General features: G+C 66.9%; 21 protein-coding genes. 11 read left to right on the top strand and 10 right to left on the bottom strand.

The window, feature by feature from the left end:
- Positions 1-53 precede the first annotated feature (53 nt).
- The 4 genes from cobG to NN2_RS13310 all read left to right on the top strand — a co-directional run bounded on the left by cobG (position 54) and on the right by NN2_RS13310 (position 4,284).
- Entirely contained in the window at positions 54-1,247 is a 1,194-nt protein-coding gene (cobG, locus tag NN2_RS13325) for a precorrin-3B synthase (protein ID WP_063013529.1), read from the top strand.
- Positions 1,248-1,396: 149 nt separating this feature from the next.
- On the top strand, positions 1,397-1,969 hold the full coding sequence (locus tag NN2_RS13320; protein ID WP_036525464.1) for a hypothetical protein: 573 nt from the start codon (positions 1,397-1,399) through the stop codon (positions 1,967-1,969).
- A 90-nt stretch (positions 1,970-2,059) separates the two neighbouring features.
- Positions 2,060-2,695 carry a precorrin-8X methylmutase gene (locus NN2_RS13315; protein ID WP_063013527.1) on the top strand — a complete coding sequence of 212 codons (636 nt, stop codon included), beginning with the start codon at positions 2,060-2,062 and terminating at the stop codon, positions 2,693-2,695.
- Positions 2,692-4,284, top strand: a complete 1,593-nt coding sequence (locus NN2_RS13310; protein WP_063013525.1) for a precorrin-2 C(20)-methyltransferase — start codon at positions 2,692-2,694, stop codon at positions 4,282-4,284. Before NN2_RS13315 ends, NN2_RS13310 begins: the two co-directional genes overlap by 4 nt.
- A gap of 71 nt (positions 4,285-4,355) precedes the next feature.
- On the opposite strand, the gene NN2_RS13305 is transcribed toward NN2_RS13310, so the two are convergent.
- The 4 genes from NN2_RS13305 to NN2_RS13290 all read right to left on the bottom strand — a co-directional run bounded on the left by NN2_RS13305 (position 4,356) and on the right by NN2_RS13290 (position 7,076).
- Positions 4,356-5,093, bottom strand: coding sequence for a cobalt-precorrin-6A reductase (locus tag NN2_RS13305; protein ID WP_063013523.1), 738 nt, complete (start codon positions 5,091-5,093; stop codon positions 4,356-4,358).
- Between the two features lie 19 nt (positions 5,094-5,112).
- Complete coding sequence (locus NN2_RS13300; protein WP_063013521.1) at positions 5,113-5,721, bottom strand: DUF8020 domain-containing protein; 609 nt, start codon at positions 5,719-5,721, stop codon at positions 5,113-5,115.
- A gap of 313 nt (positions 5,722-6,034) precedes the next feature.
- Positions 6,035-6,184 (bottom strand): hypothetical protein, encoded by a 150-nt coding sequence (locus tag NN2_RS37140; RefSeq protein ID WP_156511329.1) that lies wholly within the window; start codon positions 6,182-6,184, stop codon positions 6,035-6,037.
- A 388-nt stretch (positions 6,185-6,572) separates the two neighbouring features.
- Entirely contained in the window at positions 6,573-7,076 is a 504-nt protein-coding gene (locus NN2_RS13290) for a hypothetical protein (protein ID WP_169812403.1), read from the bottom strand.
- Positions 7,077-7,275: 199 nt separating this feature from the next.
- Between NN2_RS13290 and NN2_RS13285 the strand changes: the two genes are divergently transcribed.
- A complete protein-coding gene (locus NN2_RS13285; RefSeq protein ID WP_063013515.1) occupies positions 7,276-7,614 on the top strand; it encodes a hypothetical protein in 339 nt (112 codons plus the stop codon).
- A gap of 530 nt (positions 7,615-8,144) precedes the next feature.
- On the opposite strand, the gene NN2_RS13280 is transcribed toward NN2_RS13285, so the two are convergent.
- A complete protein-coding gene (locus tag NN2_RS13280; protein ID WP_063013588.1) occupies positions 8,145-8,447 on the bottom strand; it encodes a YrhK family protein in 303 nt (100 codons plus the stop codon).
- A 353-nt stretch (positions 8,448-8,800) separates the two neighbouring features.
- On the opposite strand from NN2_RS13280, the gene NN2_RS13275 reads away from it, so the two are divergent.
- Complete coding sequence (locus NN2_RS13275) at positions 8,801-9,289, top strand: MarR family winged helix-turn-helix transcriptional regulator (protein ID WP_245658690.1); 489 nt, start codon at positions 8,801-8,803, stop codon at positions 9,287-9,289.
- Here NN2_RS13275 and NN2_RS13270 read toward each other — a convergent pair.
- The gene (locus tag NN2_RS13270) at positions 9,280-11,154 is read right to left on the bottom strand and encodes a chloride channel protein (protein ID WP_082856964.1); all 1,875 of its coding nucleotides are present in this window, start codon (positions 11,152-11,154) and stop codon (positions 9,280-9,282) included. The genes NN2_RS13275 and NN2_RS13270 overlap by 10 nt on opposite strands.
- A gap of 73 nt (positions 11,155-11,227) precedes the next feature.
- Between NN2_RS13270 and NN2_RS13265 the strand changes: the two genes are divergently transcribed.
- A complete protein-coding gene (locus NN2_RS13265; RefSeq protein WP_063910742.1) occupies positions 11,228-12,304 on the top strand; it encodes a cytochrome c oxidase assembly protein in 1,077 nt (358 codons plus the stop codon).
- A 737-nt stretch (positions 12,305-13,041) separates the two neighbouring features.
- On the opposite strand, the gene NN2_RS37135 is transcribed toward NN2_RS13265, so the two are convergent.
- The 3 genes from NN2_RS37135 to NN2_RS13250 form a co-directional block, all read right to left on the bottom strand.
- Positions 13,042-13,209, bottom strand: a complete 168-nt coding sequence (locus tag NN2_RS37135; RefSeq protein WP_156511327.1) for a hypothetical protein — start codon at positions 13,207-13,209, stop codon at positions 13,042-13,044.
- Between the two features lie 440 nt (positions 13,210-13,649).
- The gene (locus NN2_RS13255; RefSeq protein ID WP_063013509.1) at positions 13,650-14,207 is read right to left on the bottom strand and encodes a hypothetical protein; all 558 of its coding nucleotides are present in this window, start codon (positions 14,205-14,207) and stop codon (positions 13,650-13,652) included.
- Between the two features lie 356 nt (positions 14,208-14,563).
- Positions 14,564-14,968: a hypothetical protein gene (locus NN2_RS13250; protein ID WP_063013507.1), complete on the bottom strand. Its 405-nt coding sequence runs from the start codon at positions 14,966-14,968 to the stop codon at positions 14,564-14,566.
- Between the two features lie 213 nt (positions 14,969-15,181).
- Between NN2_RS13250 and NN2_RS13245 the strand changes: the two genes are divergently transcribed.
- On the top strand, positions 15,182-16,978 hold the full coding sequence (locus tag NN2_RS13245; RefSeq protein WP_156511326.1) for a WXG100-like domain-containing protein: 1,797 nt from the start codon (positions 15,182-15,184) through the stop codon (positions 16,976-16,978).
- A gap of 113 nt (positions 16,979-17,091) precedes the next feature.
- On the opposite strand, the gene NN2_RS13240 is transcribed toward NN2_RS13245, so the two are convergent.
- Positions 17,092-17,634, bottom strand: coding sequence for a transposase (locus NN2_RS13240; protein ID WP_082856963.1), 543 nt, complete (start codon positions 17,632-17,634; stop codon positions 17,092-17,094).
- 44 nt (positions 17,635-17,678) lie between these two features.
- On the opposite strand from NN2_RS13240, the gene NN2_RS38935 reads away from it, so the two are divergent.
- From NN2_RS38935 to NN2_RS13230, 3 genes are all read left to right on the top strand, one after another.
- Positions 17,679-17,804 carry a hypothetical protein gene (locus tag NN2_RS38935; RefSeq protein WP_280639124.1) on the top strand — a complete coding sequence of 42 codons (126 nt, stop codon included), beginning with the start codon at positions 17,679-17,681 and terminating at the stop codon, positions 17,802-17,804.
- A gap of 193 nt (positions 17,805-17,997) precedes the next feature.
- Positions 17,998-18,933 (top strand): oxidoreductase, encoded by a 936-nt coding sequence (locus NN2_RS13235; protein WP_063013503.1) that lies wholly within the window; start codon positions 17,998-18,000, stop codon positions 18,931-18,933.
- Positions 18,930-19,514 (top strand): transposase, encoded by a 585-nt coding sequence (locus NN2_RS13230; protein ID WP_082856962.1) that lies wholly within the window; start codon positions 18,930-18,932, stop codon positions 19,512-19,514. Before NN2_RS13235 ends, NN2_RS13230 begins: the two co-directional genes overlap by 4 nt.
- Positions 19,515-19,648 lie beyond the last annotated feature (134 nt).

Genomic DNA, 19,648 nt, shown 5'->3' with positions numbered 1-19,648 from the left:
GCCCCGGCCTCGCCCGCGTTCGCCGCGCGCCCGGCTCGTAGGCTGGTGGCATCATGACGCGCTCCGCCCCCGACTCCTGCCCCGGTGTCCTGCGCCTGCATCAGGCCGCCGACGGTCCGCTGGCCCGGATCCGGCTGCCCGGCGGCGCGATCACCCCCGATCAACTGCGGGTGCTGGCCGCGGCGGCCGACGAGCTCGGCAACGGCAGTATCGAACTAACCTCCCGCGGCAATGTGCAATTGCGGCAGATGCACGATGCGGCGGCCCTGGCCGAGCGGCTCGAACAGGCCGAGCTGCTGCCCGCGCCCACCCACGAGCGGGTGCGCAACATCGTGGCCTCGCCGCTGTCGGGCCGGGTGGGCGGCTGGAGCGATGTGCATCCGCTGGCCGCGCGACTCGATGCGGAGCTGCGGCAGGCGCCGGAATTGGCCGCACTGCCCGGGCGCGTGCTGTTCACCCTCGACGACGGCCGCGGCGACATCAGCGGTCTCGGCGGCGATATCGGCGTGCACGCCACCGACGAGGCCGAGTTCGCGCTGGTCCTGGCCGGGCGCGATTCGGGCGCGCGGATCGGCGCCGACCGGGCGGTGGACACGATGCTGGCGGCGGCCCACGGTTTCCAGCGGATGCGCGGCGAGCAGTGGCGGCTACGCGAGGTCGCCGACGGCCCGGCCCGGATCCTGGCCGAATTGGCTCTGGAACCGACCGCTGAACCGATGGATCTCGTTGCCCGCCAGGATATTCCGATCGGATGGCTCACCCAGGCCGACGACCGGGTCGCGCTCGGGGCGGGGGTGCCGCTGGGCGCCCTGCCCGCCCGGACCGCGGAATTCGTTGCGGCGGTGGAACATCCGATTCTGATCACCCCCTGGCGCAGCCTCGTCCTGGCCGATATGGACGAGTGGACGGCCGAACAGGTGGTGCGGGTGCTCGCGCCGATGGGCCTGATCTTCGACGCGAACTCACCGTGGCTCGCGGTGACGGCGTGCGCCGGGCGACCTGGCTGCGCGAAATCACTGACGGACGTGCGGGCCGACGCGGCCGAGGCCGTCATGTCCGGCCGCGTGCTCCCGGTCGGCGCCCCGGCGCCGGACCTGTCGGGCGTCGCGGCCGATCAGGTGGTCGTCGCCGGCCGGCAGCATTGGTCCGGCTGCGATCGGCAATGCGGGCGTCCGGCCGGGCCGGTGACCGAGGTGGTCGCCGAATCCGGCGGCTATCGCATCATCGGACCTCGCGCGGACGACTGACTTCGCTACCATCTCACCGCCGGGCGCGACTCGCTGAGGCACCTCGCCGCGACGCTCTCCCATTCCGTAGCGCCGCCGATCGGATGGTCGTGGCCGACGGCTCCTGCCGGCACGTCCCGACAACGCCGTACTTCGCGCACACTGGATCGATGGACTCGTCCGCGGATCAGTCGCCGTCCACCGCCGGCCTGCTCTCCGATGCGCAGATCGCACAGCTCTCGCTCCCCCAGCGGCTCGAACTGGTCGCGCGGCTGCGGCCCGACCGGGTGCGGCCGCATCCGCGCCGGGTGCGCGTGGCCCGCGGACTACGGCTGTCGCTGATGGTCGGCGGTTCGGTCGCGATGATCCCGTGGCTGGTCTACCTCGGGTTCACACTGCCGCAGGACTACGACGCGAATCATTGGGCGCTGGTGTGGATCGGCTTCGACATCCTGCTGGTCGTGATGATGGCGACCACCGCCTACCTCGGCTGGCGGCGGCGGGCGCTGGTGATCCTGCCGGCCTCCGGCACCGGGGTGCTGCTGCTCGCCGACGCCTGGTTCGACACGACCACCGCCGGTCCCGACGACATCCGGGTGTCGATCGCGACGGCCGTGCTCGCCGAGGTCCCGCTCGCGGTGCTGCTGCTCACCGGGGCGCTGGCCCTGTTCCGCTATCTCGTCTTCGCCAATCCCCTGCACGATCCGGCCGAATCGCCGTGGCGGGCGCGGTTGCCGTTCTGATGTCGCGGGGCGGCTCGATGTCGCGGGCCGGGCGGCTCCTCGCCCACGCTGCCGCTCGGGGCGCGGATTCTCACCGCTAGGGTGATGCCCATGTCCGATGTGCGTACCAGCTACCTCACCGACGGGGCCGAGATCTATCGGCGCTCGTTCGCGACGATCCGGGCCGAAGCCGATCTGGCGCGGTTCCCGGCCGATGTCGCGCAGGTGGTGGTGCGCATGATCCACGCGTGCGGACAGGTCGATCTGACCACCGATATCTCGCACACCCCGCAGGTCGTGGCGGCGGCCCGCGCCGCGCTGCGCCGCGGCGCGCCGATCCTGTGCGATGCCACCATGGTCGCCTCCGGCGTCACCCGCAAACGGCTGCCGGCCGACAACGAGGTGCTGTGCCTGCTCGCCGATCCGCGGGTACCGCAGCTGGCTCGGGAGATGGGCAATACGAGATCGGCTGCGGCACTGGAATTGTGGCGTGATCGCCTCGACGGCGCCGTGGTCGCGATCGGCAATGCCCCGACCGCGCTGTTCCATCTGCTGGACATGCTCGACGCCGGCGCACCCCGCCCCGCGGCGGTGCTCGGCATTCCGGTGGGCTTCGTCGGCGCCGCCGAATCCAAACAGGCCCTGGCCGAATACGGCGACATCGAATACCTCACCGTGCACGGCCGGCGCGGCGGCAGCGCCATCACCGCCGCCGCCCTGAACGCGATCGCGAGCGAGCAGGAATGAGTGCTCAGGACGTGGCTCCCGGGAAGTTGTGGGGCGTGGGGCTCGGACCCGGGGATCCGGAGCTGGTGACGGTGAAGGCGGCTCGCGTCATCGAATCCGCCGACGTCATCGCCTTCCACAGCGCCCGCCACGGTCGCAGCATCTCCCGCTCGATCGCGGCGCCGTACATGCGGCCGGGACAACTGGAGGAACATCTAATCTATCCGGTGACCACCGAGACCACCGACCATCCGGGCGGCTATCAGGGCGCGATCGACGAGTTCTACGAACGTGCCGCCGAGCTGCTGGCCGGACATCTCGCCGCGGGCCGCACCGTGGCGCTCCTGGCGGCCGGCGATCCGCTGTTCTACAGCTCGTACATGCATATGCACCGGCGCCTGGCCGACCGGTTCCCCGCGGAGATCATCCCGGGCATCACCTCGGTCAGTGCCGCCTCGGCCGCGCTCGGCACACCCCTGGTTGAGGGTGAGCAGGTGCTGACGGTGCTGCCCGGGACCATGCCGCCGGATCAGCTGGCCGAACGCCTCGCCGACGCCGACGCCGCGGCGATCATGAAGCTCGGCCGCACCTATCCCGCTGTGCGGCAAGCGCTGTCGAAGGCCGGGCGGCTCGATGACGCCTACTACGTGGAACGAGCCAGCACCGGACGGCAGCGGATCCTGCGCGCCGCCGACGTCTCCGACGCCGATGTGCCGTACTTCGCGATCACCGTGGTGCCCGGGCCCGCACCGACCACCGAGATACCGTTCACCACGACCGAACCCGCTGCGGCTCACGGTGATTCGGACGGATCGGACGTTCACGAGGTCGGCGAGGTCGTCGTCGTGGGACTGGGCCCCGGCTCCGCGCAATGGACCACGCCCGAGGTCACCCGCGCCCTCGCGGCGGCGACCGATATCGTCGGCTACACCACCTACGTGAATCGGGTGCCGGTCCGCCCCGGGCAGCGCCGCCATCTCAGCGACAACCGGGTCGAATCCGAACGCGCGGCCATGGCATTGGATCTCGCGAAATCCGGGGCGCGCGTGGTGGTGGTGTCCTCCGGCGATCCCGGGGTGTTCGCGATGGCCGCGGCGGTGGTCGAGGAATCGGCCGATCCGCAGTGGCGCGATGTGCCGGTTCGGGTGCTGCCCGGGGTCACCGCGGCCAGCGCCGTGGCCGCCCGCATCGGCGCGCCGCTCGGCCACGACTTCGCGATGATCTCGCTCTCGGACCGTCTCAAGCCGTGGGAGACCGTGGCACAACGGATTTCGGCGGTCGCCGCGGCCGATATGGCGATCGCGATCTACAACCCTGCCTCCACTCAGCGGCGATGGCAGGTGGGCGTCCTGCGTGAACTCGTCCTCGAGCATCGCGGCCCGGACACCCCGGTGGTTCTGGGGCGCGATGTGGGCGGGCCGGCCGAATCGGTGCATGTGACGACCCTCGCCGAGCTGAATCCGGACGAGGTCGATATGCGCACGCTGCTCATCATCGGCGCGTCCACCACCGCCACGGTCGAAACCCCGCACGGAACGCGGGTATTCACCTCGAGGCGGTACGGGCAGGCCGCGCAGGACAACACGGCGAGGGTCGCGGCCGACCGGTAAGGCCACACGGGTCGGCGTGGTCTCGCTGCTACGGTACGGCGCGGGCCGGACAGCGCGTGGTGGCGCGAGCCTCAGCCTCGCAGCGCGTTCAACCAGTCCCAGGCCGCCGCAACGGATTCCGCGCACTCGACACCGGCGGGCACGGGCGGCCGGTCGACGACTACGACCGGAATGCCGCACGTTCGTGCGGCAGTCAGCTTGGCGGCGGTGAGGTCGCCGCCGCTGTCCTTGGTCACCATCGCGGAGATGCGGTGCTCGCGCAGCAGATCGATTTCCTCCGCCACGGTGAACGGGCCGCGGGCGAGAAGCAGAAGATGATGCGGCGGAACGGGTCCGGTGGGCGGGTCGATGGCGCGGATGAGAAACCACGGCTCATCGAGCTCGGCGAATGCGGCCACGCCCTGGCGGCCGATGGTGAGGAAGACGCGGTCGAAGTCGGCCGCGGCGCGGGCGGCGCCCGCCAGATCCGGCACCCGCGACCACCGGTCACCGGGTTGTTCGGACCAGCCCGGCCGGCGCAGGTGCACGATCGGCACCCCACCCGCTCGTGCGGCGGCGGCCGCATGCGCGGAGATGGTGCCCGCGAAGGGATGAGTGGCATCGACGACCGCCTCGATCGCGTTGTCCGCCAGCCAGTTCCGCAGCCCCTCGACGCCACCGAAGCCGCCGATGCGCACCGCACCGGCGGGCAGGACCGGTTCACGCACACGTCCGGCGAGCGAGGAGACGATGTCGAATCCTCGCTCGCCGGAGACGATTTCGGCCAGCTGCCGGGCTTCCCGGGTGCCGCCGAGAATCAGAACCTTCAGTGTCGCAGCACTTCCGGTGTCAGTTGCCGCTGAAGTAGGCGAAGGCGGAGTCGATCAGCGGCTGACCACCCGCGACCAGCAGGCCGATCACACCACCCAGCACCGCACCCGGGATCGAGCCGATGCCGATGAACAGCAGGCCGACCAGGAAGCCGATCACCGCGCCCACCGCGGCACCCAGCGAGGCGTGCTGCAACTCGGAGAAGAACCAGTCCTGACCGGAGATGTTCTTCACCGACGAGATCGGCTGCCCCTGGGGGGTCAGCGTCAGGCTGGTGCCGTCCTCGTTCACCGCGGCGGCGACGGAGGTGCCGTTGGGGCCCTTGGCCGAAAGCGGATAGCTCATCACCACGGCACCCTTGTCGTTGGTCAGGGTGACCGCCGACTTGTCCGAGGTGAGGGCGAACTTGCCACCCGTCACCGTGGTGACGATCTTGTTGCCCATATCGGCGAGTTCGGTGGTGTAGCCGACACCCTGGTCCGTGCCTTGCACGGCCGGGCTCTGCTGGGTCTGCACCTGGCTCGGAGCCGGCGCGGGCGCGCCGGGCTCGGCGTAAGCGGTACCGTAGGCGATGCTCGTCGCCGCGATAGCGATCAGCGAGGTACCGACAATATTGGTGAATCTCATCTATTTCCCATCGGATCGATCACCCGACATAACGATCGGATTGCGCTGACTCGAAACATTTCCGCAGGTCAGGCGGCTGCCGACTGTGGGAATCGAGCCAGATTCGTTACTTTACCGTCACTTTTGGGATTCAGGTACTCCAACCACTGGGAGTTGTCGACGGCCTTGCGCTCGAACCCGCGCTTGTCGATGTAGTGATGCGTTGCGGTCGACGACCTTTCCGAATGGCCCAATTGTGCACAGGCCCTCGCCTTGTCCCCGCTGCGTCCGGCGACCTCGGTGGCCGCGGCGTCACGCAGGGGGCCCAGCAGAATCAATCCAGCGCGGTGCCCTCCCGCATCACAGCCAGCGCGTAGTGGGCGAGAGCGGTGTAGACAATGCGGTCGCCGCTCATGAACAGATGCTCGTCCTCGCTCGCCGGATTGCACACCCGTTTCCGCACTCTCATCTCCGCCTGAGCCATATCGGCATGACAATGCAGTAATCACTGCGCGCACCACACTTACGGCCGTCCTGCCGGAACGGCGGCATGTTGTCCCGCTTCACGATCGTCCAACAGACATGAAAGACCGCGCGCGTTCCACTGCGGGGTCGTCGAGCTCGGGCATATCGCACCGCCGTGCGGCCAGCCCCTCGCCAAAACGCACACCGGTACCCAGCAGCAGCAGAGAGATGGGCAGAACGTGGTCGTGCCCGCGGGGCTGAGATCCGGCGTCTCCGAGAATGATCGGCAGTTCCGCGCACTCGTCCGCGGTCAACGCTCGCTGCCCGTTCGCGGCGGTGGTGTCCGCGCGGGCACCCCGGTCATCGGGCACACGTCGAACAGCCCTTGCAGGGTTGCTCCCGGAAGATCATGCCGAGGATGACGTGATGGCGATACGCCACCGACGGCGACAGATACTCGATATCGGTGATGTAGGAAGTTCGGTCTCCAGCTTGATCGCATCCTGGCAGGCGAACATTTCGAAGGTCGCGCTCATCTTGTCGGTGAGCTTCAGCTTCACCTTCTCCCGGTGCTTGCTGTTGCGACGCACGGTGCCCTTGCGTCGGTTCACCGCCCACTGTCGCTCGAACGCCTGCAGGCATTCATCGATCGTGCGGACCTGCGCCGACGTGCGGGTGTAGCTACCGCCGTGCTGTTCCAGGTGCCGCAGCCAGTCGATGAGGTCGGCTTCGAGGTAGCGGACACGACCGCCTTCGATTCGAATGCACGCGAGAACTCCTGCAACCTGAGGACTACGCGGATCCGTCGGGTATGGAGTTGGCTGAAACCCATTCATACAGTGTCGGTTCGGGATGTAACCCAATCCGACGCACCCACCGAGGGCATCTTCGGGCTGACCCGCAAGTTGCACGGATGCGCCGGCGCCTACCGGCCAAAGTGGACTCGGGATGGTGCGGTCGATGGAACCTGAACCCGTGTGTCGATAGCGTGTAGGGCCTGAACTGCGAGAGGACACCATGCACGCTTCTTCCCTTGTTTCCATCCTCGCTGCCGTCGGTAGCGCGCTTCTGTTTCAGGCCACGCCGGCCTCAGCCGAGTCGCACACCGGTATGCCGACATTGACTGCACAGTTCGATGGCGGCCCGTGCGCGACGACCATCGACGCCAAGGCCAACATCTTCGATGACAGCAACCAGGTCTCCATCGGCTACCAAACCGACGACATCGCCGGCACCGGCAGCGCGGGATGCGGGTCGTCGCTGGTCGCGGTCGTCAACTGGCGCAATTTGGACAGCGGTGGGGCGGGTAGCGTGTCCCGGCACATGTTCCACAACGAGACCAACTCGATATCCTTCGCCCCCGGCCCGGGGCGGATCGCGATCGAGTTGACCACGCTCGGTACCCACTTCCCCGACGCTTCCCGCCTCGAGGTGGTCATGCACGGCTGATCGCTGCCGGAGATAAGGTGTAAATCCCGGCTGACTGCGGATCAGAAGAGTGGGAGTCCACACCGCCGCGCGCAGCACCGTTCTCGGCGGCACGAGTGTTCGATCATGCGCGGTTGCCACCGCGTCCGTGCGATCCGCGATTGGGAAACGCGGCGGCGCAGTTACAACACATTCCTGGCGACTTCGGCATCGTTTCCGAACGGCAAGTAGCCGTTCAACAGACCAGGCCACAGCGAGATTCACGGTCACACTGGATTTTCCGACACCGCCCTTGCCGAAGGCGATGGGTCGATACCAGCCCCTCTCATGCTGTGAACAAGACACCCTGGGCCGCAAGCTAATTCAGAACGTCGCCGGGGTCGGCTGCTATCGCGGGAATCAGGGTGGGCACGTCGTCGAGGAGGCAGGCGACGGTTTCGTTGGCGTCGCCCCTTGGTGTGGCCGAACAGGCCGACCGATTACGAAGCTGGTACCGCAGTCCACCGGGGGCGCGCTGCCGATCGACGGCGCTGGACGGGACCGCGCTGAACTCAATAATCATAGTCGGCGGCCCGATGTCCGGCGTCGCTGCCCAAGCGCCGCAAGTGAATTCGACGCCCGAGCCGGATGACCGGGCGGATCAGGAACTGTATCGACCCGATCAGGAACATCCAGGTGCCCGCGACCTGAGTGGGCTCGGAGAGGAACAATGCGCTGCCGATGGTGAACCACAACGCGATGAGCACGTCGTTCACGATGGATGCCGTTTCATAACGACTATCGATTACAAGCACCTCGTCGCCGATCGAAAACCGTACCGGCCGATCCGGGTGATCGTGTCGGGCCTGGCGCATGCTCCGCTCCTGTCCATCGTGGCCGCCGAGGGGCGACATCGAGAATGCGGATAGCCGCTCCAGCAGATTCGAATCCGGGTCGTACCCACTTTCTGCCGGGCTGCCTGGGCACGCCGGATCACCTCTTCGATCGCGTCGAAAAGCTGGGGTGGATAGGAGGGTCGACTGGCCGCGTACTCGGCGGCGGCCATGTTGAAAGCCTGGGCACGCGATCTGGTCGTCATTTACACCATCATCGACCCAGCGGCAGGGATGACGCCTGTCGCGCCTACCGAGGACCGGACAATATGATTCGGCTATCGGCCCATATCTCACCAAAACGGGTTGAACGGATGCAGCCAAGGGAGGTGACCGTGACGAAGACCGGTGCCGACGCGGCACACGACATCGATCAGTTGACCGACGCATTGCTGACGGCCTCTCGGCTGCTGGTGGCGCTGTCGGCGCGGTCGATCGCGGCGGTCGACGAGACGATCACGATCCCGCAATTCCGGACGCTGGTGATCCTGTCCAGCCGGGGGCCTTCGAATGTCGCCACGCTGGCCGGTTTGCTCAATGTGCAGCCCTCCACAGCCACCCGCATGGTGGACCGCTTGGTCACCGGCGGTCTGCTGGACCGGCGGACGAATCCGAATTCGCGTCGGGAGCAGATCGTTGCACTCACCGAACGTGGACGGCATGTGGTGGACACCGCCACCGCTCACCGGCGCAACGAGATCGCCGCCGTGGCCGCCAAGATGCCCGTCGCCGACCGGGCAGGGTTGGTGCAGGCGCTGACCGCCTTCACCGCCGCTGGTGGCGAACCGCCTCCCGGTGAGGATATCGAGGGTTATCAGCTCTGACGTCCGCCCGAAACGGTGCGCGCTGCGCCGACGTCGGCAGACCCGGACTGCACACGCGCCGCTCGTGCCCGATCGGCGGCAGACCCATCGTGCAGTGCGCCGAGTACTGCGCTGTGGGTGAGCCAGCCGATCACCGTGTCACCGACATCGTTGACGACCGGTATCCCGGTGCCCGGCTGTCCAGTCAGCGCGTCGAGAGCGATTGCGAGCGTGGCGGTTTCGATGACCGTCGGAGGCAGCACCGCCAAGTCGGCGACTGTGGTGTCCGCCGATTCGGTGTCGGCGAGTGTTTCGGCCACCGCCGCGGCGGTGACGCAACCGCGGTATCTTCCGTCCGCCCCCACGACAGGCACCATCGAATGGGCCGATGTCCAGACGATGCGACTGACGCCCTCAACGGTGATGTCGGCCTCGACTGGTTCCGGACACGGCTCCATCACCTGCCCGACCCGGATCCGGTCGAGCCGACCGGCCGGGCCCGCGTGTGCCGCATCCAGATCCACGCCACGGCGAGTCAACTTGAGGGTGTAGATGGTCTCTTTCGATACTGCCCGGGAGATTCCGGTGGCTACGACCACGGCCAGCATGAGCGGCAGGATGATCGAATACTCACCGGTCAGCTCGAAGAGGATGATGACCGCGGTGATCGCGGCCCGCGTCGCGCCCGCGAACGCGGCGCCCATACCGATGAGTCCGTACATACCGGGCGCCGCGGTCGCGCCCGGGAACAGATGATGGACAACGACGCCGAACGCGGTGCCACCCATCGCGCCGATGAACAGCGAGGGCGCGAACACTCCACCCGAACCGCCGATCCCGATGGTAAGGCTCGTCGCGAGCATCTTCCCGGCCATCAGTACGACCAGCATCCACAGGACATAGTGACCGCCGATGGCGTTGCCCAGCACCGGATAGCCGACGCCGTACATCTGCGGTAACACCAGCAGCAGGCCCCCCAGCAGCAGGCCACCGACGGCGGGCCGCAGCCACTCCGGCCACCGCCAGACCCAGTCGCACACGTCCTCGATCCGGTACAGCACGTGCGTGAAAACGACGCCGACCAGACCGACTATCACACCGAGCAGGGCGAATGCGCCGTATTCCCACCCCGAGCGCAGGCCGAAGGCCGGCAGGTCCAGGAATGGCTCGCTGCCGAGGGCGGCGCGACCGATCACACTCGCGGTCACACTCGACAGCACCACCGCACCAAAGGATTCGGCGGCGAAATCGCGCAGGATCAACTCCATCGCGAAGAACGGTCCGGCGATGGGCGCGTTGAACGTCGCGGCGATCCCGCCCGCCGCGCCGCAGGCCACCAGTATCCGCAAGCGCCGCTCAGAGATCCGGGTCAACCGCCCGATACTCGACCCCCATGCCGAGCCGATCTGCACGATCGGGCCCTCCCGGCCCACCGAACCGCCACCGCCGATACACAGCGCTGAGGCCAGTGCCTTCACGACGGTCACCTGCGGTGGAATCCGCCCGCCCCGCTCGGCGACGGCATACATCACCTCCGGTACGCCGTGGCCGCGGGCCTCGGGCGCGAACCGGTACACCAGCGGCCCATACACCAGCCCGGCCACCACCGGAGCCAGCACCACGAACGACGGCCCGAGGAATTCCACATGCGGATTCGATACGTTCCCGGCGGCCGAATAGTCCGCATACCCGGACAGGATCCGAGTGAAAGTCGTTATCAGCCAACGAAAAACGATCGCACCGCCACCCGCACCCGCACCGATGACCAGCGCGAGCACCACCAAGCCGCCGCGACTTTCCCGCAGCCACTCTCGCCACGGTGTCCGCCCCGGCAACGGCAGCGACCACCACCGTCCGCCCGCTACTTCCGAGGGCCTCACACCCATACCGACCACCCTCGAACCAATCGAAACATGCACAGTGCAACAATTGTAGAATGCTCGTATTTGGCGACCGACAGTGACCGGCATCCCCGCGCCCACGGCGGCCACGATCTTCGGTACCTGGACGTGGTCGCCTGTCGTGGACACACTCGTCGTGGCCGCCGCGGCCGGCTACCTGTTCCTGACATGGCGAGCGGCGCGCCGAAGGCTGCGTTGGCCGCTGCTGCGCACGGTGTGCTGGCTGGCCGCACTGATGCTGGTGATCGTGGCAGTCGACAGTGCGCTCGCGACGTACTCGCACGCGCTGTTTTCGGTGCACATGGTGGTGCACCTGTTGCTGATCATGGTCATTCCTGCGCTGCTGGTGTGGGCACAGCCGATCCGCCTTCTGCACGACGCCTCGGGAGCCGCCACAGCTATCGACCGGATGCGAACGAGCCGCGCCTTCCGGATCCTGGTCTCCGCGCGGTTCACCGTGCCGCTCTACAGCGCTGTCCTGTTGCTCACCCACTTGACCGGATTCCAGCAGGCGATGTCGACGCACATGTGGATTCACGACAGCGAACTCGCGCTCTACCTGGTCACCGGCTATCTGCTGCTGCTACCCCTCGCGGGTGACGAACTGACCGTCGAGCCCGAGTGGCCGCACGGATTACGCTTCGTCGTGCTCGCCATCTGCGTCGGACCCGACACCCTCATCGGCGTCACCCTGATGATGTCGTCGACCGTGCTCGCCCCCGCCTATGCCGGCTCCCGCGACTGGGGTCCGAGCGCGCTGGCCGACCAGAACCTCGCCGGGATCATCATGTGGCTCGGCGGTGACGGATTGATGATGCTGATCATGATTACCGTTTCCGGACAATGGATCCGCGTCGCCGACCGCGATACCGGGCTCGGTCCCTGGCTCGACGGTATCCGCCACCGCGCACTGCTCGGCACGACCACCATCGATGCCGATGTCGACCACGAACAAGCTGCCCTCGACGCCTACAACGCACGGTTGGCGCTTTTGAACGGCCGGCCGCCACGCACGCGCCCGAGTGCGCCCGGCCACAGCGTCCCTCGGACCGCTGTCGCGCCCCGACCAGAGATCGAACCAACCGCGACACCGCCGCGCAGCGACGACTCCCCCGATCGAGAGGAGCCACAATGAAGTCACTCCCATGGGGTGTCACCGCGGTGTGTGCCTGCCTGGCGCTCCCCCGCCTGCGCCGCGAATATTGCAGGCGCCCAACATGATACGAACAACGCGGCCGTGTCGCTGGATAGGCCGCGAGCGGGCGACACCGTGCCGGGTGCGCTCGCCATGTCACCGTGGCTGACCTGGAAACCCTGGCGCGACACTCGATTGCCGTACGCACAACGATGGGGCGTCAGCCTCGCGCTGTGATAAGCGCTCCGCCTTGCGTGATCGGAGCAGCCGGGCACGCAACACACGCCGCCTAAAAACCTGCCCCCCGGGGGGCGACAGGTGCCCGCAACCGGTCGTCGGGCGCCAGGCGAACGGGTGATTCCGGTCGACATACTTAGGGCCTACTTTTTGTCGCACCCCCGTGTCTACTTTCCGGCGGAAAGTTGCCCCACGGGGCGGCAATCCGCGGACGCAGGCCAAGGTCATGAGAACCGAGACCGTGCGGGAGCAGACGCGGAAACGCCGGGCGTCGGAAAGTGGTCAGAGGCTCAGCACGCTGCTTCCGAGGCCGAGAACACTGCTGCCCGCACTGAGCAGCAAGCTGATGATGCTTTGAATGTCCATATTCGATCTCTTTCCATCCGAGAAAGCTGGGTCAGGCTCCGAAGACGGATAATCCCCCACCGCCGCCTTCCCCAGCTCCGGCGAACCTCCCCATCAATGGCGAATCGCTCGGACGAGCGGTTCGTCAGGCGGGCCTATCGGGGTTCCGGGCTGGCCCGTAAAGCCCGGCCGCCGGTGGCCACCAACGACACCGCCTCGGCGAACAGGCGCGCGCGGCTGTCATACCGCGCGCGGCCGAACTGTTCGAAGCGCGTACCGCCGACTACTCCGATGGTCTCTACACGCTGCATCAGTTGCGTCATTCCCGCCTCACCCACGCGGCGGAGGAGGCGCGTCGACTCCGATGTCGATGAAGTGGTCGGGCACACCTCGGTGCGCAGCCTGGTGAAGTGCGTGCGGATGTCCGACGACGGATTGCGACGGTATCAGGCCATCAGCGAACCGGGCCGCGAAGCGGCGGGGTCGCTGATCGAGAGAATTCCATCCAGCACAGCGGTTTCCGCAATCGCATTCGAGTGCACTGCCTCGACGCCGAGCGCTGCGGCGATCAGGGTGCGTTCACCGGCAAATCCCTGCGGCCGAGCGGAGCGGAGCCTACGACCTTGATTTCACGCTTCTCCGCTTCACCGATCAGCTCCACGGTTGCGATCGTATCGATCGGGCACCCGGAAGGCTTGCATCGCAAGCCCGGGACCCGGGACCGCGAGAGCCCTTGCGCCGCAGAGAGGCTCGGGGATCTTCGTCACTTGCCGCCACACTCCGGATCCTTCGGCTTCGGCCCGACAACACGACGACGTTCATTCTCCGTGTCGAGCATCTGCAGACTGTGGTTCAACGCGGCGTGGACCCGGAATTCGCTCGTCCACCATTTGGCGGACCTGATCGGCAAACCCCGCGGCCGGTACTTGTCCATGATCTCGAGGTGGTACGGCAGCTTGATGAACTGTGTCAGCCCGTTGTCGTCGGCCCAGATCGAGAGCGAACCCACGTGGCGGCGGCCCGGTTGTACATATGTCATCACTCCGACCGCGCCGTCGATCTCGGCGAGTTGATCACCGAGCTTTTCCGAGGCGCGCCAGATGTCGGCGACATCCGTGAGGTGGCGCGGCGTGTACTGGGTGAGACTGACCATGAACGGGCCGCCCGAGTTCGACGCCGGGCCCCGCTTCCACCGGCTGTTGATCACGAGAGCGGACAACGATCGGCCGGAGTCACGGTGGTGAGCCCATGTTGCGCGAACCGTGCGGACCGTTCGGGAAAGGGTGGTGGCGTCGCGAACGTCGCTGTTGTAGTGGCCCATTCCGGATCCCTTCGCTCGATTCACGCGCACTTCGGCGACGCCCTGCGACCGGCAAGTACCGATTTAATACGCGCCCGCTTATCATCGCTTTGGGAAGATGATCTGTCAATGCGTACTTAGTTTGAGAAGGCTCCAGCCCCTTCGGCAAGACCGGTGGTGGTCGCCGGCAGACCCTCGACAGTGGCGGGGATCTCATGATCGCGGGTCCGGTCGACGATCCGCCACAGCTGCCGGGTCTCCTCGGCCATGCGGCCGCGAGGCTCCGATCTCGCACTCCCCCACCGGGCTGGTTGAGCCCTCGACGCTGTTTTCCGCGAGCTCACTACCAGACCCCTGTCGGAGCGTCCGCCTCTGACTCAGTGCCGATCGGCCAGCCGGACCACGAAGCGAAGACCCGACCAGGTCTCATCGATAGCGCACGTCTTATTGTCGACAAGTCCTGCGGCCAAGCCGAATTCGCGCACGACCGTATCGCTGAGATCGGTAGCTACCCCACTCGACTTCTTGGGCCAGGCGACCCAGAGGCCACCCGCCTGCGTGAGGCGGGCGCACCATGTGCCGAATCCTCGATCCAGGGACCGGTAGTCAGGACAGAAGCCGACGATCACGTCATACTGCCCGCGCCCGGCGCGCCGCTGCAGACAGACCTGCTCGGGCAGCGGTTCGAGCACGAATCCGCTCGGGGCCTGGGCGAGCAGCACGCGGTTGCCGGGCCGAATGCCGAGCTTGCGGGCCAACGGGCTGCCGGAGTATCCCGCCATGCGCCCACGATACGTGCTCCGCGATCCCGAAGACGTCCTACGGCGCCGAGGAGCACCGGGCCCGGAAAGAGTTGGTTCCTCTACTTGATTCCGGTGATCGACAGTACCTCAGGGTGGCGCCGCATTCCGGGGCGACGGTTATCATGTCTCGCATGCCCCGTCGGGTCGTGATCGCTTGAGTCCTGTGAGTTGGGCCGGGAAAGCGCGGGATCGATGGCTATAGAGATTCCGCACGATGTGGCGTTGTTTCTCAACTACGCCGGTGTGCCGTATCCGGATATCAACGAGGATCAGGTCCGCGCGCTGGGGACTCATGTGCGGAATTTCGCGAACGGCGTGGCCGATGCGCACGATACCGCGACCGGTGTGATCACCGATATGAGGAACGCCTGGTCAGGGTATTCCTACCAGGAGTTGGTCGCGGCCTGGGCACGGATGTCGAAGTCGCATATGGCTGATCTCGATACGGCGTGCCGTGTGGTGGCCGATGCCCTGGATGCGGCTGCTGTGGTGATCAAGGTGACCAAGGTCGCGGTGCTGGCCGAACTCGCCGCGCTGGCAGCCAGTTACGCCGCCGCGATGGCCGCGACGATCGTCACCGACGGTCTGTCGGTCGCGGTCGAGCAGGCGGTCGTGGCTGCCGCGCGCAAGATTTGCCAGGTGATGGAGCAGGTGCTGATCGGCTATATTTTGGTCGAGGTGCTCGGGAAGGCGATCGAGCCGCTCGAGCATGTCATCGACCGCATGGTCCGTGGGATCGTGGACGACGCCGCGGGCGAGCTGTTGGGTCCGCCGCCCGGTTCGGCCGATCAGACGCTGCACATCGAGCCCGACGAGGTCATCAACTACGCCCATGTCCTCGATGGGCTGGCCGATGACATCCTGCGGCAGGCATCGGATTTCGCGGACAAGGTCGCGGGACTGGACTTCACCTCTCCCACCTTCGACGACGGCGGGGAAGGAGGGGTGCCTGCCGTGGATCCGGGCACGGATCCTTCCAGGGGAGTGGGACCGCAGACCGTGACGAACGACCACGCACCTGCGCCGGTGGCCAATACCTCGCCGACGACCCCACTCAGCGTCACGCCCGACATGCAGGGCCCTGCCCATATCTCCTCCGGATATCCGCTCTCCCCTGGATATCCGCCCGATCACTCCGGCACGCACACGACCAAGGGACCTACTGGGGCTACTGGGCATCCGGCGCACCATGCCACCGGCCGGTTGCCGGGGCCGGATGCTGCGTCGAACACGGGAATCGGTGGTGTGCAACCGAATCCGGAAATCAGCGCCACCACCTCGGGCGCTGATGGTGGTCATGCGGTAGCGGGTCCCGATGGTGGGGCGCCGAGTCCCGGGCATGCCGCGGCGGGGACGAGTTCCGAACCACCGGCGGCAAGGGACGACTCCGGCGTCGGTGCCCATCACGACCCCCGCAGTACGCCCGTACGCTACGGCCCGCAGATTCCGGTGTCCGACCCGGAATCATCGTGGAGCCCAGACCAGGAACGCCCTTCCTCGGCGATGGGGCAGGATCGGGCGAACAACTTCCTCGAGGTGGCAGGCGATGCCGATGACCCGTCGCCGCCGAGCCGGTCGAACCCCGGGGCGCGTGCCGTCCGGGGATCCAACCAGCACGTCACACCATGGCGAAAGCGCGCTCGCCGCAAGGCGGTTGGCAAGAAGCCCACCCCGAAGGCGGCCCCCTCCGGAACGCCGTGGTCCGCCCGCGGTGTCCCGCCGAAATCCGAGCCCACGGTGTTCGCCCGGCCGGATGCGCGACCGGCGCCCTGGCGGACCGACCGGCCCGCCGAGACTGCGGATACAGCCGATGCAGCACACGCCCCGGACTCCGAGCATTCCTCCGCGCAGGCCTCGGAGAAGAAGACCGGCGACGCTACGCGAAAGCCCGAATCAGCGTCGGAGCGCCGAGGCGCCACCGTTGTAGCGCCCTCGGTCGCCGCCGATAACCGTCCCGAACCGAACACCGAAACCCTGTCCCGGTCTTGATGATCCGCTGAAACTGCAGGCGCGCCTGCCAGCGTTGTCCGCCCAGGCGTTACCGATACAGCCTGGACGTGTGGCGGTCCCGAATCCGTGCGGGCCCTTGCGCGATTTGAATGTTATGTGGCTGCAGGACATCTCGACGAGGTCGTGTCTCCCGATGATGTGAGCCGTTCGACGATGAGAGCCCGTGTGAATCCGGCGCGGTAGGTCAGGGCGAGCTTGTCGTAGCGAGTCGCGACTGCGCGCCAGTGTTCGGCCGTGTCGAACGCGCGCTCGACCACGTTGCGTCGTGTGTATTCGACCTTGTCGAAGCCTGGCGGCCGTCCATCGAGGCGTCCGCGCTTTTTCCGGTTGGCGACCTGGTCGGATCGTTGGGGTATGACGCTGCGGATCCGTTTGCGCCGCAGCAGGTCCCGGTTCGAAGCTGCCGAGTACGCCTTGTCCGCGATGACCGGGTCGGGATTACGCCGAGGTGGGCCACCGGCGAGCCGGGGCACCGCCACCTGCTCGAGCATTGCGGGCAACATCGCCCCGGGCCCGCGGCTTGGCCAGGCGTGATCAGCACGGCCGGGCCGCGGGGCGTTGCCGTCGGTGGTCACGTGGGCCTTGGTGGTCAGCCCGCCCCGCGAACGGCCCACCCCGTGGCCGGCCCGGTACATAAATCGCACTCCGGGCCGGCGGTGCGGGCCCCGGCGGCGTGCTGATGCGCGCGCACGATCGGGACGAACTGATCGACATCGTGGCCAACGATCGCATCGGGGTCGCTATTGTTCGCCATCACCTCGAACGTGACGGCGAGAAGCTGAGCTACGTCCTGGCCCAGGTGTAGCGTATCGACAACGGAAAGCTCGTCGAGTATTGGGAGTATCCGGAGCCCGGCCTTTTACCACGCGTGGCGATGAGGTCGACTCAGATCTGTTGGGCAGCACTGCGATTCGCAGGGTCGGCCGACTCCGGATACCTGACCAACCGCTACGACCCTACTGGAGAAGTATCCGGTCCCCCGACGTGAGCGAGGTGAAATGAAAATGAACCGGCGTCAGCGTTGGACGGCTGACGCGATACCGGATCAATCGGGGCGCACTGTCGTTGTAACAGGCGCTAATTCGGGTATTGGGTACGAGATCGCCGCTGCTCTTGCGCGTCGCGGAGCCCGCACGGTGCTCGCCGTGCGAGACATCGGCGCGGGAACCGAAGCTGCCGCCAGAATCGCCGACTCTCAACCCGGCGCTACCGTCAGGGTGCAGCAGCTCGATCTCGCATCCATGCGATCTGTCAGATCCGCGGCCGCCGAACTGCGCGCAAGCTACCCCCGCATTGACCTGTTGATCAACAACGCGGGGCTGGTCGCGTTTACGAAGGAATCCACCGAGGACGGCTTCGAACTCCACTTCGGCGTGTGTCACCTCGGACACTTCGCGCTGACAGGCTTGCTCTTGGACATGCTAATGAACACACCCGGAGCCCGAATCGTGACCGTGAGCAGTTTCGGCCACCGCATGGCTGGTGACGGCATCGACTTCGCCGACCCACACTGGCAACGGCGTCCCTACAAGTGGGTACACGCCTACGGCCAGGCCAAGCTCGCCAACCTGCTCTTCACATACGAACTCCAACGTCGGCTGGCTGCGGCCTCAGGTACGAACGCCATCGCCGTGGCAGCGCACCCGGGCACGACGAAGACACAACTCGTCAGGGACGCCCCGATATCCATACGGCTGCAGAACAGACTGCTCGGCGGTTTGCGTCAAGGCGCTGCGATGGGAGCACTGCCGATATTGCGCGCCGCAACGGATCCCGCAGTTGTAGGCGGCCAATACTTCGGTCCCGGAGGACTGGGCGAACTACGAGGCCATCCCCGGATCGTCAGCTCGTCTGCCACCTCCCGCAATGCCCTGCTTCAGCGCAGATTGTGGGAGATGTCCGAGGACCTCACCGGTGTTCGGTATTCCGTATGACCACCGACGAAGCAGTATCTGAAGTCTTTCGGGGGATGGAAGCTCACATGTCGATGGAGAACCACCAGCCGCAAGTGGTGTCTGAACCCGCAGCGCCACATCGGCTCTCGAAGCGGTACATCGGGCCGTCGTTCCGATCATCGCTTCCGCCCACAATGACACGCTGTTCGTCGCTCGCCGCTGTGTCGACGCACATGCCGGCGTCGTTATCGACCCGACGGGCGGTGCCCCGGCTCGCCGGTGGCCCACCTCGGCGTAATCCCGACCCGGTCATCGCGGACAAGGCGTACTCGGCAGCTTCGAACCGGGACCTGCTGCGGCGCAAACGGATCCGCAGCGTCATACCCCAACGATCCGACCAGGTCGCCAACCGGAAAAAGCGCGGACGCCTCGATGGACGGCCGCCAGGCTTCGACAAGGTCGAATACACACGACGCAACGTGGTCGAGCGCGCGTTCGACACGGCCGAACACTGGCGCGCAGTCGCGACTCGCTACGACAAGCTCGCCCTGACCTACCGCGCCGGATTCACACGGGCTCTCATCGTCGAACGGCTCACATCATCGGGAGACACGATCTAGTTGTGGTAGCAGGTATTCCAGGCACTTTCGGCGGTGGCGTCGGTCGTTGGGTCTTGCTCGTGGTGGACGATCCGGGCCCGACGAGTTTTCGTCGGCTCGACGCCGACGAAAACCCTGCCCGCCCACTCCGCCCC

This window comes from Nocardia nova NBRC 15556 (genome assembly GCF_001613005.1).
Taxonomy (GTDB): Bacteria; Actinomycetota; Actinomycetes; order Mycobacteriales; family Mycobacteriaceae; genus Nocardia; species Nocardia nova.
Note: the sequence above shows the minus strand (reverse complement) of the source record. Positions and strands in the feature narration are given on the sequence as shown.